Here is a 13,871-nt window from a genome sequence, read left to right as displayed (position 1 = left end):
TACTGGTGCTGTACCGCCAATTAATAGTGCGGTGGTGGCGGTTCGTCCGCTGGATTTGCAATCCCGCTGTCGGTTGTCTGGATTTGCTCCATGCGCCGATACATATGCTGCAGTGCTTCTTTTGCTAACCGGAACTCTGCTGATATGGTCGCAAGTTCTTTATTCAGAGTCTCCACCGTATCCTCGAGATATGTAATCCGCGTTTCAAGTTGAGTGACTCTTTCGGCCGCAGGCGGCAATTTATTTTCCATGATTGCAGTCTCCATGCGCTATCGTGTTGATTTTTTTGGTTAATTGGGCTTTCATAGCCCACTTGTCAATGGTCTGCGACGGTATTTTTACGTATATCGGGCATCCCGTCTCTGGCCGGCATAATAACAACGAGTGATTCGGGATAACACATGGGTAAGTTAATGGTTCGTAAATTAATCGTAGCAGTCGTATTTGCAGTAATAGCGCCGTTTGTTGTCGTCGCGCTGATTGCAGGTCTGGCTAAAGATATTCAACTGGCTGGTGGTGCTGCCACTAGCTTCTCTACTCTGCTGAACTCAGAAGGCATGGCGGTCGCACTGATTGTTATGGCAATTCTGGCATTCATCATCAGCTTTGTGTCTGCTCAACTGGTTCCGGCGCGTCGCCGTCGCCAGCGCAGCAGTGGCACTATGGTTGAGAGTGACGTAGAAGATGGCCGTGAGCGTGGCGTCGTTAAGTGGTTCAACGTGAAGAAAGGCTTTGGCTTTATTACCTGGGACGAAGGCGAGGATGTGTTTGTTCACTTCCGCTCTATCCGTGGTCAGGGGCATCGCTCCCTGACCGAAGGTCAGCGCGTTAAGTTCAGCGTTGTTCGTGGTGAGAAAGGCCCTCAGGCGGAAGATGTATCGGCGATACGCTGAGTCTGATGAGTATAAAAAAGCGGCTTGAAGCCGCTTTTTTTGTATCTGTCTTCAGCCCTGATATGGGCTACTGGATCTTCTCTCGATGAAGCGAGAGCTCGTCGCAGCTCTGCGACTCGCACAGCCAGCAAAGCGTAATTTTCAGATGAGACCAGAGCATAGGCTTACCTCCTTTCTATAACTGCAGTATAGACAGGAGGTTGTACTGTGCTCTGCACTGACCTGAAAGTCAGGCGACTAAGCCAACCAATCTCAGAGTTTCAGAAGAGATTTAAGCAGTCGTGGGTTCGCTACTGCAATGTTGGCTGGTGCAGAAACACGCGGTGCGCCATCAATGGCTGCAAGCAGGCAGCCCGCTTCTGAGGTCAGAAGAGTGCCGGCATTCAGTGCGATGGCGTCGAGATCAGACACCAGTGCCGCCTGGAAGCGGTCCGCAGCAACATAAGCCATGGTCAGAATGCCCGAGCCAATAGAGCGTACGTCGTAGTTTGATTCCATCAGGCGCATTACTTTCGCGCGCTGGTCAGCCGCGTTGTCACTCAGGCCCATAGGCTGAGTGAACGCAGTAATTGCGTCGGTCAGGGTAGTCACGCCACCACAACGGATGCGGCGACCATTAAGTTGGGTGCCGCGACCACGTGAAGCGCTGAACTCATCACCATTCATTGGGTTGAGGACAACGCAATGCTCAGTGCGGTCTTTGTGCAGGCAGTTGATGATGATAGCAAACGCCGGAATACCTACGCGGAAGTTAGCGAGATCATCGATCACACAGATCTGCCACACTGGCTGACCTTCTTTGCCGGCGTTGAAACCGGTTTCGCGGCCTTCGAAGTTATCGTCGGCGAGTGACTTCTTCAGCTCGAAAATAATGCTCTTTTCGAGACCAATGGTGCAGTCAGCAATAAACTTAGCTTTTTCCTGATCAGTACTCTGAGCAGCATCAAAACGGTCAAGACGACGAACCAGATCCTGACCGGCGTTGCGCGCAGCGCGCAGCGCCAGATTCACCATGGGTTGCATAGGGTATTCCTGTTGCTTTAAAGAACGTAAGGCAGGGCGACAGACCCAGCCTTTAAAAAACGGCCGCGAAGTATAACAGCGTAGAACTGGTTGGCGAAGTCCCTTTTGCGCTACACTCTCGGCCTTTACATTCCTACCACGTCGGGTCTTACATGCTGAACAGAATCTGTGTCGTGATGGTTAACACCACACACTCCGGAAATATAGGTGCAGCGGCACGGGCGATGAAGAACATGGGGCTCAGTCGCCTGCTGTTAGTAGATCCGATAGCAAGCATCGATGAAGAAGCGATTCAGCGCTCTTCCCGCGCTGAAGATATCCTTCACAATGCTGAAATTCATCCGACACTGGAAGGCGCGATCGCGGGTTGTGGCCTGGTGGTTGGCACCAGTGCTCGCAGCCGCAGCGTCCCGTGGCCACTGATGACGCCGCGCCAGTGCGGCGACCGGGCGGCTCAGGCAGCAGCAGCGGGGAATGATATCGCGCTGGTTTTTGGCCGCGAAAGCCGTGGCCTCACGAATGAAGAGCTCCATCTGTGTAATGCACACGTGCATATTCCAACGGATGAGAACTTCTCTTCGCTCAATGTAGCCCAGGCGATTCAGGTCATGGCGTACGAAATGCGCCTCGCACTGACCGAGGTTGAAAACGCTGAAAGTGAGCAGCGGTGGGGCGTGGATTGGGACTACCCCATGGCAACGCATGATCAGTTGAACGGTATGTTGCAGCATATGGAGCAGACTCTGGTTGAGATTGGCTTCCTTGACCCCAATACTCCCAAGCAACTGATGACGCGTGTGCGCCGGCTTTTTCAGCGGGCGGCTCCGGATCGCATGGAAATTAATATTCTCAGGGGCATGCTGGCGGCCATTCAACGGCGTACAGATCCCTCAGAGTCTGATGAGAAAGGGGATAAGGCTTGAGTATCCGTCAATTGCGCGATGATATCGCATGTGTGTTCGACAGGGACCCGGCGGCACGGAATACCTTCGAGGTACTCACCACCTATCCGGGCGTCCATGCGATCATGCACTACCGCCTGGCCAACTGGTTATGGCGCCGCGGCCTGAAATGGTTCGCGCGTGTGCTTTCTACGTTCAGTCGCTGGATGACGGGAATCGAGATTCACCCGGGCGCAACCATTGGTAACCGCTTCTTCATTGATCACGGCATGGGCGTGGTGATTGGTGAAACCGCTGAGATTGGCGACGATGTGACCCTTTACCATGGTGTGACTCTTGGTGGCACAAGCTGGAATAAAGGTAAGCGTCACCCAACCTTGCACGATGGTGTTGTGGTCGGTGCAGGCGCTAAGGTGCTAGGCCCGATTACTGTAGGCGCTGACGCTCGTATTGGTTCTAACGCTGTGGTGACCAAGGACGTGCCTGAATCTGTCACTGTGGTGGGCATTCCAGGGCGTATTATCCGCAAGGCGAGTACGGATGCTGAGAACCGCCGGCGGGAAATGGCTGCGAAGATAGGGTTTGATGCGTACGGTATGACCGATGATATGCCCGACCCGATCGCGCGCTCGATCCACAACCTTATGGATCACATGCATCACGTCGATAAGAAAATCGACAATATGTGCCGGGCGCTGAGTAACCTTGGGGATCACAGCTGCGAAGATGCACTTCCTGAGCTGGAAGAAGAAACCTTCGTCAGCCTGCATGAGCGCCTCGAGGCAGAAAGAGAGAAGTCCTCCGGAGACTGACAAAAGCTTTCGCAACATAGTTGACTGTTTTAGTCGGAAATACGCATAATCAATCCAGTACTAACGAGGTGAGATTATGCGTTTAACGACTAAAGGCCGTTATGCTGTGACAGCAATGCTGGACCTGGCTATCCATGCACGTCAGGGGCCAGTCAGCCTGAACGATATTTCCGGTCGTCAGGGAATATCTCTGTCATACCTCGAACAGCTGTTCGCCAAGTTGCGGCGTAATGGTCTGGTATCCAGTGTGCGCGGGCCGGGTGGTGGTTATCAACTTAGCCGTGCTGATGCTGAGATTAACGTTGCTGAGATTGTGGATGCGGTCAACGAATCCATGGACGCCACACGCTGCAACCGCAAAGGTGACTGTCAGGATGGCGAAGAGTGCCTGACTCATCATTTGTGGATGGATCTGAGCGATCAGATCCACAGTTTCCTGAAGAACATATCCCTGTTTCAGCTTATTGAGCGTCGTGAAATCAAAGACATCGCCAGTCGTCAGGAGCGTGGAGTCCGCGACCGTATCGATAGTCTGTTGATTACCGACAGCATGGACACCAGTCGCTCGGCTTGACGCCAGAGATCCGCTGAGGACAATGCGCGTTAAAACCCAGTGATGCGGATACAGCAATGAAATCAATTTATCTCGATTACGCAGCGACGACTCCCTGTGCTCCGGAGGTCGCGGAAGCAATGACTGCCTGCCTGACTCTGGACGGCAACTTTGCGAATCCTGCGTCACGTTCGCATCGCTACGGCTGGCAGGCTGAGCAGGCGGTAGAGAATGCCCGTGGCCAACTGGCCCGTCTGATCGGCGCTGATACCCGCGAAATTGTCTGGACGTCGGGCGCGACTGAAAGTAACAATCTGGCAATCAAAGGCCACGTCGAAGCGCTTCGACGCGAACAGCCGGATACTCCACTTCACATCATCACCTCCGCCATTGAACATAAGGCGGTTCTGGATACGGTGGCCTACCTTGAACGTTGGCACCAGGTTCACGTCAGTTACCTTACGCCGGATGCGGATGGCCTTATTCAGCCGTCGCAGGTGGCGGATGCTCTGACCGACAATACGTGTCTCGTCACGCTAATGGCGGTTAACAATGAACTGGGCACAGTGACTGACATTCCAGCGATCGCGAAGCTACTCAAAGGTCACAAGTCTTTGCTGCACGTCGATGCAGCCCAGGCCGTTGGTAAAATGGCTGTCAATGTCAGTGACTGGGGCGTTGATATGATGTCCTTGTCGGCGCACAAGTTTTACGGCCCTAAGGGCATTGGCGCTTTGTATGTACGTCGCGACCCTCAGGTGCCTTTAGTCAGTCAGATCCATGGTGGTGGGCATGAGCGTGGCATGCGCTCAGGCACTTTGCCAACGCATCAGCTGGTGGGCTTTGGCGAGGCTGCTCGCCTGGTCAGTGAGCAGCTGGTGACCGATGAAGCACGTATCCGCGAATTGCGTGATCGTCTCTGGGCAGGAATCTCATCACTGGGTGATGTCTGGGTGAACGGTGACCTTGATGCGCGTGTCGCTAACCATCTCAATGTGAGTTTTGCAGACGTGGATGGTGAAATCTTGCTTGCCAGCCTGGCGAAAGTGGCCGTGTCTTCCGGCTCTGCCTGTACCTCGGCGAGTGTGGAGCCATCCTACGTTCTGAAAGCAATCGGACGCAGTGATCAGTTGGCTCACGCGGGTTTGCGAATGAGTGTTGGCCGCTACACAACGGAAGAAGAGATCGACTTCGCGATTACTGAAGTTTCGCGTGTTGTAAGCCTCCTTCGTAAACAGTGAGTGAGTTGCGGCATCCTTTATACAACTTTCATAGAAAGGTGCGTATAATCCGCGGGTTTTGAACCCTAAACACACACAAACACCTACTTTGGAGCTAAAAAATGGCTGTAGAACGCACTCTGTCCATCATCAAACCAGATGCTGTTGCTAAAAACGTAATCGGCGAAATCCTGACTCGCTTTGAAAAAGCTGGCCTGCAGGTTGTTGCTGCTAAAATGCTGAAGCTGGACGACGAAAAAGCTGGCGGTTTCTACGCTGAGCACAAAGAGCGTCCTTTCTTCGGTGATCTGGTTGGTTTCATGACTTCTGGTCCTGTTGTTGTACAGGTTCTGGAAGGTGAAAACGCGATCGCTAAGAACCGCGAACTGATGGGTGCGACTAACCCTAAAGAAGCTGACGCTGGCACTATCCGCGCTGACTTCGCTGAAAGCATCGACGCTAACGCTGTTCACGGTTCTGACTCTGCTGAGTCTGCAGCACGTGAAATCGATTATTTCTTCAATGCTGAAGAAATCTGCGCACGCTAAGTGATGCAGTGGGGCAGTAGCAACGCTTGCTGCCCTGTTCACCCTGCCGGCTAGCCCGGTGCTGTACTTCAGGTATTCCAACATGTCCGACACTTCAGAAAAAACCAACCTGCTGGGCCTGTCACCTGCGAAGATGGAAGAGTTCTTCCTGAGCATTGGTGAAAAGAAATTCCGTGCGCAACAGATGCTGAAGTGGATTCACCAGTATGGCGAATCGGACTTCGAAAAGATGACGAACATGGGCAAGGCGCTGCGCGCAAAGCTGGCAGAAGTCAGTGAAATTGTCCTGCCTGAAGTCGTATATGAAGATTTCTCAAAAGATGGCACCCGCAAATGGGTGATGCGTATGCCGGGAGGCAGTGCCGTCGAAACCGTTTATATCCCTGAGAAAGATCGTGGCACCCTGTGTGTCAGTTCGCAGATTGGCTGCGCACTGGACTGCAGCTTCTGCTCCACGGGCAAACAGGGCTTTAACCGTGATCTGACTGTGGCAGAGATCATTGGTCAGCTTTATGTTGCCGCCATGAGTTTTCATGAGCCAGGTGAGCGCCGTGAACGCCGCATCACGAACGTCGTTATGATGGGAATGGGTGAACCTCTGCTCAACTTCGATAACGTTGTCGACGCCATGAATCTGATGATGGACGACAACGCTTATGGCTTGTCCAAGCGTCGCGTCACGCTGAGCACGTCGGGCGTTGTCCCTATGATTGATAAGCTCGGTGATGTCACGGATGTCTCTCTGGCTATTTCTCTGCACGCGCCTAACGATGAGCTGCGCAATACACTGGTACCTCTCAACAAAAAGTACCCGCTCAGCGAACTGATTTCTGCGACTAATCGTTACCTTGGCAAGTTGCCAGACAAGCGTAAAGCCACGATTGAATATACCCTGATCGACGGTGTGAATGACGAGATGGCGCACGCCGAAGAACTGGCTGAGCTGATGAAGCTGGTGCCGTGCAAAATTAACCTGATTCCGTTTAATCCGTTTCCTAATTCAGGGTATCGTCGTCCGAGTAATAACCGCGTATATCGCTTCCGTGATTACCTTATCAGTCAGGGCCATGTGGTCACTATCCGCTCTACGCGGGGGGATGATATCGACGCGGCCTGTGGTCAGCTGGTCGGTAAAGTAGAGGATCGCACGCGTCGTAGTCAGCGTTATATTGATGCCGTTCAGATTGACAGCGAACAGGGAGGTCGAGCTTCGTGATGCCAGTATTCAGACTATTGACAGCTATCACACTGGTAATTGGTTTACAGGCGTGTGTCACCGTCGAAGAAAGTCGTTTCAGTAAAAAAGCGTCTCCTGAGAAGGCCGTTGATAATTACACTCAGCTTGGCCTTGGTTATTTGCAGAAAGGCCGGCCTGACTGGGCGCGTGATCGTTTACAGCGGGCGCTCGAAATTAATCCGGATGACCCACAGGCAAACGATGCTATGGGGTTGGTCTGGCAAACCGAAGGCGAGCTTGATCTGGCGGAAGAATCATTCAAAAAGGCGCTGCGAGAAGACCCTGACTTTACGCTGGCCCGTCACCACCTTGGTCGCCTCTATGCACGCATGAAGCGTCATAAAGAAGCGCGCGATTTGTTGTCCGAGGTTGCTAACGACCGTTACTACAATAACCGGGTTGGTGCATACAACGATATGGCCCTGAATTTCTATCGTATGGAAAATTCTCAGGGAGCCATCGAGGCATATAGTCAGTCGCTGCGTCTGGCCCCTTATAACGTCGATGCGCTGGTCAATATCTCAACTCTGTTATTTGAGGCTCAGCGGTATGACGAGTCTCTCAAATATTTTGATCGCTTTGATCGTCTGGTCGAACGTGATCAGACCGAGCATACAGCGCACAGCCTGTGGCTGGGTATTAAGTTACTGACGATCCATCAGCAGACCTCACGAGGCGTTGCGCTGGCGGCTCAATTGAAACAACGTTTTCCGCAATCTGAAGAATATCGGATGTATCAGGAATCTCTGAACGGTGCTCAGTCATGAATAAAAACATGGAAAACCCGATTAAGCGCAGAAAAAGTCGCAAAATCTGGGTGGGCGATGTCCCGGTAGGTGGTGATGCGCCTATTGCGATTCAGACCATGACGAATACAGAAACGACGGATGTTGCTGCAACCGTAGCTCAGATTCGCCGTGCGCAGGATGCCGGCGCAGATATTGTTCGTGTATCCGTCCCTACGATGGATGCCGCTGAGGCGTTTGGTGAAATCCGCAAACAGGTGGATATTCCACTCGTCTCAGACATTCATTTTGATTATCGCATTGCGCTCCGTGTTGCAGAGCTGGGCGTCGATTGTCTGCGCATTAACCCGGGTAATATCGGTCGTGAAGATCGTGTGCGCGCGGTAATTGATGCGGCGAAAGATAAAGGTATTCCGATCCGCATTGGCGTTAACGCGGGCTCTCTCGAAAAAGACCTCCAGAAGAAATACGGCGAACCGACGCCAGACGCTCTGGTCGAATCGGCTATGCGCCATATCGATATTCTGGATCGTCTTAACTACCCGGATTTCAAACTGAGCCTGAAAGCGTCAGATATTTTCATGACGGTGGCGGCGTATCGCAAAATAGCGGATCAGATTGAGCAGCCTCTGCACCTGGGTATTACCGAAGCGGGTGGTTTGCGAGGTGGTACGGTGAAGTCCTCTATCGGCCTTGGTTTGCTTCTTTGGGATGGTATTGGCGACACTATTCGCGTGTCTCTTGCTGCTGATCCGGTAGAAGAAGTGAAGGTGGGCTGGGATATGCTCAAGTCACTGAAGCTGCGCTCCCGTGGTATTAACTTTATTGCGTGCCCAAGCTGTTCACGTCAGAACTTTGATGTGATCAAAACCATGAACGAGCTGGAAATGCGCGTCGAAGATATCCGTACCGATATGGACGTTGCTGTCATTGGCTGTGTCGTGAACGGACCGGGCGAAGCCAAAGAAGTCGATCTGGGTTTGACTGGTGGTCAGCCGAATCTCGTATACATCGATGGTAAACCAGCTGGCAAACTGACCAACGACGGTCTTGTCGATGACCTGGAGAGAATGATCCGGGAACGTGCGGCGACCCTCGACGAAGAACGCAAAGACCTGATTACCAGCGTTAAATAACTGGAACAGGCAAAAAAGAGTTAAACATGGCAAAGAAAATTCAGGCAATCCGCGGTATGAACGACATACTGCCAACACAGAGCCCGGTCTGGCAGTATCTTGAAGGCACGGTAAAAGATGTACTGGCTGGTTATGGATACGACGAAATTCGTATGCCGGTGCTGGAGCAGACGGCGCTGTTCAAGCGTTCTATCGGTGAAGTGACCGATATCGTTGAAAAAGAAATGTACACCTTTGAAGACCGTAACGGCGACAGTCTGACGCTGCGTCCGGAAGGCACGGCCAGTTGTGTGCGTGCGTGTGAAGAGCACGGTCTTCTGTACAATCAGACGCAACGCTTGTGGTACACAGGCCCCATGTTCCGCCATGAGCGTCCACAAAAAGGCCGCTATCGCCAGTTTTATCAGATTGGTGTTGAGACCTATGGAATTGCGACACCGGATATCGACGCCGAACTGATTCTGATGACTGCGCGTCTGTGGGAGCAGCTGGGTCTTGCTGACTCGGTAACGCTGCAACTGAACACACTGGGTAGCAATGATGCGCGTGCGCGTTATCGCGATGCACTGGTTGATTACCTCAGCGCGCGTAAAGACCAGCTGGATGAAGACAGCCAGCGTCGTCTTGAGACTAACCCTCTGCGAGTGCTCGATAGTAAAAACCCGGAGACCCAGGCTCTCTTGGCTGATGCGCCAGAGTTACATGACTATCTGGACGATGAGAGCCGCTCGGATTTTGACGCCCTGCGTGCGGTACTCGACGCCGCTGGTGTAAAGTACGAAATCAACCAACGCCTGGTGCGTGGTCTGGATTACTACTGCAAAACCGTCTTTGAATGGGTAACGGATAAGCTGGGTGCACAGGGAACTGTCTGTGCCGGTGGTCGTTACGACGGGCTGGTCGAGCAGCTGGGCGGTAAGCCAACACCTGCGGTGGGTTTTGCCATGGGTGTTGAACGTCTGATATTGATGCTGGAAACGCTCGAAGTGATTCCTGCTGAAGTGATGCAGACTGTGGATCTGTACGTATGCGGTGTCGGTGAAGGTGCGAGTCTTGCGTCACTGATGCTGGCAGACAGCCTGCGTGCTGAGCAGCCATGGTTGCGGGTACAGACCCACTGCGGCGGTGGCAGCTTCAAGAGTCAGATGAAGAAAGCAGACAAGAGCGGTGCATTGTTTGCGCTGCTGTTGGGTGAAACCGAGATCGCTGAAAAGCAGGTGACGGTGAAAGACCTTCGCGGTGAAGCAGGACAACAAACCATTGCCCAGAGTGAACTGGGTCAGTGGCTGACAGATAACCTGAGCTGATTAACAGACAATAAAAATAGCTTGTCGGAGACGAGATAATGACCGATTTAAGAACGGATGAAGAACAGGCAGAGATCATCAAAAAGTGGTGGTCAGAAAACGGCACCAGTCTGGTATCAACGGTTGCTGTTGCTATCGCTGGTGTGGTTGGTTGGAACTACTGGCAGGACAGCAAGCAGGCGACCGGTGAAGCGGCCTCTGCGGTATACACTCAGCTGGTTGAACTGGCAGCTCAGGAAAACAGCGACGCAACTGCCGATATGCAGCGTCTTGCTGAACAACTGAAAACAGACTTCAGTGATACTGCATACTCTGATTTCGGCAGTCTCTTTATTGCACGTATTGCCGCAGAAAATGGTGACTATGAAGCAGCGGCTGCTGAGCTTCAGGCGCTGGTAAACGACGCCGATGCAGAGCCGGTTAAGCTGGCCGCGCAAGCGCGTCTGGCGGCTGTGCTGACACAGCAGGGTAAAGCGGATGAAGCTCTGGCAGCATTGCCAGAGAAAGCTGATCCAGCCTTTGCTCCACAAATTGAAGAAGCGCGCGGTGACGCTCTGTTCCGTAAGGGCGAGCTGGCCAATGCGCGTGATGCCTATCTGCGAGCTATGGATGCTGCACAGGCGTTGGGACAGAACAACAGCATTCTGCAGCGCAAAATAGATAGCCTGAATACACCGGATACTACTTCCTCTGAGGACGCCTGATGCATTTGCGCCACTGGTTTAAGTCTCTTTTAATCACTGCATGTGCGGCGGCTCTGGCGGCCTGTGCATCCACCAATGATCGGGTATTGCCTGATGTGTCTGGCGAAGCAAAGCCGGATGTTGTCTGGCGTATCAATCTTGGTGAAGGGCCGGGGGTTACTTACACCCGTCTCAAAGCAGCGGTTGATGGTGATACCGTGTACGCAGCGGACACCGGTGGCACGGTAACGGCAGTTGAGCTGGCGTCGGGTGACCGACTCTGGACGAAAGACCTGGAACAGCCAATTCTTGGTGGTGTCTCTTTCAGTGATAATCAGTTATTTGTCAGCCTGCGGGAAGGCACTCTGGTTGCTCTGTCAGCAGAAGATGGGTCAGAGCAGTGGCGCGCTATGCTGCCAAGTGAAGCTGTGGCGCAGGCGGCTGCCGACGATCAGCGGGTATTTATCCAGACGGTTGATGGGCGCGTTACGGCGCTTGAGCGTGATAATGGCGCTCAGGCCTGGTCCTACGAAGCGGGTATGCCGGTTCTTTCGGTACGGGGCACAGGTACGCCGTTAATTACAGATCGTCTGGTGATTACCGGATATGCGACGGGCAAGCTGGTCGCGCTCGATAAAGTACTTGGTATTCCGCGCTGGGATATTCGTCTCGGTGTACCTGATGGTCGTTCTGAACTTGAGCGTCTGGTCGATGTTGATGGGTCTCCGGTGTCTGACGGGCGCATTATTTTTGCGGCTGCGTACCACGGCAACGTGGCAGCGGTCAGCGAGATGGGGGAGACCATCTGGCAGGAAGAAGGCTCAACCTACACCAGCCCTGAACTGGCACTCGGCAGCGTTTATCTGACGCTCGACGATGACAGTATCCAGTCGTATGACATGATGACGGGCGCTAAGGCCTGGTTGCAGACTGAACTGATGGGACGTGGCCTTGGCCAGGTAACAGCTACCGGGACCTATCTGGCCGTTGGCGATGAAGAAGGTTACGTTCACTTCATCAGCCAGGTTGATGGCGGTATCGAAGGGCGTATCATGCTTCGCCCGCGACCTCTGCATATAAATTATCCGCACCAGCCTGAGGCAACTAACTGGCGCCTCTCCCGTGGCCGCGATTTTGGTATCCGCAGCAATATGCTGGACACAGACGAAGGCCTTCTGGTGTATACCAATGCCGGCGATCTGGCGCTGATCGAACTGCGTTAATGCCATCCACTTTCTTATCTGAGGTTTCCTGACATGGTACCTGTTATCGCTCTCGTCGGACGCCCGAATGTTGGTAAATCGACGCTCTTCAACCGGTTGACCAAAAGCCGTGACGCGCTGGTGGCTGAAATCGCAGGTCTTACCCGTGACCGTAAATACGGTGAAGGGAAAGTGGGTGATCATCCTTTTATTGTGATTGATACCGGCGGTATCAGTGGACAGGAAGAAGGGATCGATTCCGCAATGGCGGGCCAGAGTTTTCAGGCTATTCAGGAAGCGGACATCGTATTCTTTCTGGTCGACGTCGGCGCAGGTATCACTGCTGGCGATCGCATGATTGCAGATCACCTGCGTCGCAATGGCAAAGCAGCCTATCTGATTGCTAATAAAATCGACGGTAAAAACCCCGACATCGTTCTGGGTGAGTTCTTCGAGCTGGGTATGGGGGAACCCCTGCCTATCGCTGCGGCACATAACCGTGGCATTTCGGCGCTGATTGATTACGTCATGGACGAATTAATCGAAGAAGAAAAAGTCGAGCAGGAAGAGACCGGTTACTACTACGAAGAGGGTGAAGAAGAAGTTCATCACGAAGAGCTTGATATTAAAGGTATTAAGATCGCCGTAGTCGGGCGTCCGAATGTTGGTAAATCCACACTTGTGAATCGCTTTCTTGGCGAGGAGCGGGTGGTCGTCTATGACGAAGCCGGCACGACCCGAGACAGTATTTATATTCCCTACGAACGCCATGGTCAGGAATATACTCTGATCGATACAGCGGGTGTCCGTCGCCGTAAGAATATCTCCGAAGCTGCTGAAAAGTTCTCGATTATTAAAACCCTGCAGGCCATTCAGGACTGTAACGTCTGCATACTCGTACTGGATGCACGCACGGGCATTGTCGAGCAGGATCTGCACATGCTGAGTTTTGTACTGAACTCAGGCCGCGCTCTGGTCATCGCCATCAATAAATGGGATGGCATGGATGCAGACGACAAGCAGCGTGTAAAAGACGAGATTGATCGTCGTTTCGACTTCCTGACCTTTGCCGATATGCACTTTATCTCAGCCTTGCACGGAACAGGCGTGGGCCATTTGTACGAGTCCGTTGATCAGGCTTATGAGTCGGCCATGGCGAAATGGCAGACCAACATGCTGACCCGTATTCTTGAAGATGCGATCGCGGCGCACCAGCCACCGATCATCAGAGGGCGTCGCCCGAAACTGAGATACGCTCACCAGGGTGGCTCAAACCCGCCGCGTATTATCGTGCATGGCACTATGGTGAATGAGCTTCCGGAAGATTACCGACGTTACCTTGCCAATACGTTCCGCCGTGTACTCAATATTTCAGGTACGCCGATTCGCTTCGAATTCCGCCAGGGTGATAACCCGTTCTCTGAGAAGAAGAAAGAAGTACGACATTCAAGTAAGCGCCGTGCCCAGGCCGTAGAGCGCACCGACAATAAACGTCGGATTAAGCGTGATAAAGCGCGCAAGCAACTCAAAAAGTCCTACCGTAAGCCCGGCGGCTGACACTTGTTAATCCGTGCTGAGGGAGGCAATATAAGCTCTCTTAGTGTGGAAC

Annotated in this window: 15 protein-coding genes; 13 read left to right on the top strand and 2 right to left on the bottom strand. The window is 52.9% G+C overall.

What is annotated here, in order from left to right; all coding sequences use genetic code 11:
- Positions 1-20: 20 nt before the first annotated feature.
- Positions 21-251, bottom strand: a complete 231-nt coding sequence (locus B3007_RS02620) for a SlyX family protein (protein ID WP_068439695.1) — start codon at positions 249-251, stop codon at positions 21-23.
- A 150-nt stretch (positions 252-401) separates the two neighbouring features.
- Between B3007_RS02620 and B3007_RS02615 the strand changes: the two genes are divergently transcribed.
- A complete protein-coding gene (locus tag B3007_RS02615; protein WP_068439693.1) occupies positions 402-893 on the top strand; it encodes a cold shock domain-containing protein in 492 nt (163 codons plus the stop codon).
- 252 nt (positions 894-1,145) lie between these two features.
- On the opposite strand, the gene B3007_RS02610 is transcribed toward B3007_RS02615, so the two are convergent.
- The gene (locus tag B3007_RS02610; RefSeq protein WP_068440683.1) at positions 1,146-1,916 is read right to left on the bottom strand and encodes an inositol monophosphatase family protein; all 771 of its coding nucleotides are present in this window, start codon (positions 1,914-1,916) and stop codon (positions 1,146-1,148) included.
- Positions 1,917-2,068: 152 nt separating this feature from the next.
- Here B3007_RS02610 and B3007_RS02605 point away from each other — a divergent pair, with 152 nt between their 5' ends.
- From B3007_RS02605 to der, 12 genes are all read left to right on the top strand, one after another.
- Positions 2,069-2,839, top strand: coding sequence for an RNA methyltransferase (locus B3007_RS02605; protein WP_301377993.1), 771 nt, complete (start codon positions 2,069-2,071; stop codon positions 2,837-2,839).
- Positions 2,836-3,630, top strand: a complete 795-nt coding sequence (gene cysE / locus B3007_RS02600) for a serine O-acetyltransferase (RefSeq protein WP_301377992.1) — start codon at positions 2,836-2,838, stop codon at positions 3,628-3,630. Before B3007_RS02605 ends, cysE begins: the two co-directional genes overlap by 4 nt.
- 76 nt (positions 3,631-3,706) lie before the next feature.
- Positions 3,707-4,204 (top strand): Fe-S cluster assembly transcriptional regulator IscR, encoded by a 498-nt coding sequence (gene iscR / locus B3007_RS02595; RefSeq protein ID WP_068440678.1) that lies wholly within the window; start codon positions 3,707-3,709, stop codon positions 4,202-4,204.
- A 56-nt stretch (positions 4,205-4,260) separates the two neighbouring features.
- The gene (locus B3007_RS02590; RefSeq protein WP_068440676.1) at positions 4,261-5,424 is read left to right on the top strand and encodes an aminotransferase class V-fold PLP-dependent enzyme; all 1,164 of its coding nucleotides are present in this window, start codon (positions 4,261-4,263) and stop codon (positions 5,422-5,424) included.
- A gap of 101 nt (positions 5,425-5,525) precedes the next feature.
- A complete protein-coding gene (ndk, locus tag B3007_RS02585; RefSeq protein ID WP_068440673.1) occupies positions 5,526-5,951 on the top strand; it encodes a nucleoside-diphosphate kinase in 426 nt (141 codons plus the stop codon).
- 82 nt (positions 5,952-6,033) lie between these two features.
- Positions 6,034-7,167 (top strand): 23S rRNA (adenine(2503)-C(2))-methyltransferase RlmN, encoded by a 1,134-nt coding sequence (rlmN, locus tag B3007_RS02580; RefSeq protein ID WP_076513862.1) that lies wholly within the window; start codon positions 6,034-6,036, stop codon positions 7,165-7,167.
- Positions 7,167-7,955 carry a tetratricopeptide repeat protein gene (locus tag B3007_RS02575; protein WP_297533228.1) on the top strand — a complete coding sequence of 263 codons (789 nt, stop codon included), beginning with the start codon at positions 7,167-7,169 and terminating at the stop codon, positions 7,953-7,955. The genes rlmN and B3007_RS02575 overlap by 1 nt, the downstream gene beginning before the upstream one ends.
- Before the next feature lie 8 nt (positions 7,956-7,963).
- The gene (gene ispG / locus B3007_RS02570) at positions 7,964-9,070 is read left to right on the top strand and encodes a flavodoxin-dependent (E)-4-hydroxy-3-methylbut-2-enyl-diphosphate synthase (RefSeq protein ID WP_301331338.1); all 1,107 of its coding nucleotides are present in this window, start codon (positions 7,964-7,966) and stop codon (positions 9,068-9,070) included.
- 26 nt (positions 9,071-9,096) lie between these two features.
- Positions 9,097-10,377 (top strand): histidine--tRNA ligase, encoded by a 1,281-nt coding sequence (gene hisS, locus B3007_RS02565; protein ID WP_297533227.1) that lies wholly within the window; start codon positions 9,097-9,099, stop codon positions 10,375-10,377.
- Between the two features lie 38 nt (positions 10,378-10,415).
- Positions 10,416-11,081: a YfgM family protein gene (locus B3007_RS02560; protein WP_297533226.1), complete on the top strand. Its 666-nt coding sequence runs from the start codon at positions 10,416-10,418 to the stop codon at positions 11,079-11,081.
- On the top strand, positions 11,081-12,283 hold the full coding sequence (bamB, locus tag B3007_RS02555) for an outer membrane protein assembly factor BamB (RefSeq protein ID WP_301377991.1): 1,203 nt from the start codon (positions 11,081-11,083) through the stop codon (positions 12,281-12,283). Before B3007_RS02560 ends, bamB begins: the two co-directional genes overlap by 1 nt.
- A 33-nt stretch (positions 12,284-12,316) precedes the next feature.
- On the top strand, positions 12,317-13,819 hold the full coding sequence (gene der / locus B3007_RS02550) for a ribosome biogenesis GTPase Der (RefSeq protein ID WP_068440653.1): 1,503 nt from the start codon (positions 12,317-12,319) through the stop codon (positions 13,817-13,819).
- The last annotated feature ends 52 nt before the right edge of the window (positions 13,820-13,871 follow it).

The sequence above is a fragment of the Thalassolituus sp. UBA675 genome (genome assembly GCF_002297765.1).
Taxonomy (GTDB): Bacteria; Pseudomonadota; Gammaproteobacteria; order Pseudomonadales; family Oceanobacteraceae; genus Thalassolituus.
The sequence above is the reverse complement of the archived record's forward strand: the minus strand, read 5'-3'. Positions and strand labels throughout refer to the sequence as shown.

What these genes read in the sequence shown, in the direction of transcription:
- B3007_RS02620 (WP_068439695.1), bottom strand. Translation starts at nt 251, where the DNA reads ATGGAAAATAAATTGCCGCCTGCGGCCGAAAGAGTCACTCAACTTGAA.
- B3007_RS02615 (WP_068439693.1), top strand. Translation starts at nt 402, where the DNA reads ATGGGTAAGTTAATGGTTCGTAAATTAATCGTAGCAGTCGTATTTGCA.
- B3007_RS02610 (WP_068440683.1), bottom strand. Translation starts at nt 1,916, where the DNA reads ATGCAACCCATGGTGAATCTGGCGCTGCGCGCTGCGCGCAACGCCGGT.
- B3007_RS02605 (WP_301377993.1), top strand. Translation starts at nt 2,069, where the DNA reads ATGCTGAACAGAATCTGTGTCGTGATGGTTAACACCACACACTCCGGA.
- iscR (WP_068440678.1), top strand. Translation starts at nt 3,707, where the DNA reads ATGCGTTTAACGACTAAAGGCCGTTATGCTGTGACAGCAATGCTGGAC.
- B3007_RS02590 (WP_068440676.1), top strand. Translation starts at nt 4,261, where the DNA reads ATGAAATCAATTTATCTCGATTACGCAGCGACGACTCCCTGTGCTCCG.
- ndk (WP_068440673.1), top strand. Translation starts at nt 5,526, where the DNA reads ATGGCTGTAGAACGCACTCTGTCCATCATCAAACCAGATGCTGTTGCT.
- rlmN (WP_076513862.1), top strand. Translation starts at nt 6,034, where the DNA reads ATGTCCGACACTTCAGAAAAAACCAACCTGCTGGGCCTGTCACCTGCG.
- B3007_RS02575 (WP_297533228.1), top strand. Translation starts at nt 7,167, where the DNA reads ATGCCAGTATTCAGACTATTGACAGCTATCACACTGGTAATTGGTTTA.
- ispG (WP_301331338.1), top strand. Translation starts at nt 7,964, where the DNA reads ATGGAAAACCCGATTAAGCGCAGAAAAAGTCGCAAAATCTGGGTGGGC.
- hisS (WP_297533227.1), top strand. Translation starts at nt 9,097, where the DNA reads ATGGCAAAGAAAATTCAGGCAATCCGCGGTATGAACGACATACTGCCA.
- B3007_RS02560 (WP_297533226.1), top strand. Translation starts at nt 10,416, where the DNA reads ATGACCGATTTAAGAACGGATGAAGAACAGGCAGAGATCATCAAAAAG.
- bamB (WP_301377991.1), top strand. Translation starts at nt 11,081, where the DNA reads ATGCATTTGCGCCACTGGTTTAAGTCTCTTTTAATCACTGCATGTGCG.
- der (WP_068440653.1), top strand. Translation starts at nt 12,317, where the DNA reads ATGGTACCTGTTATCGCTCTCGTCGGACGCCCGAATGTTGGTAAATCG.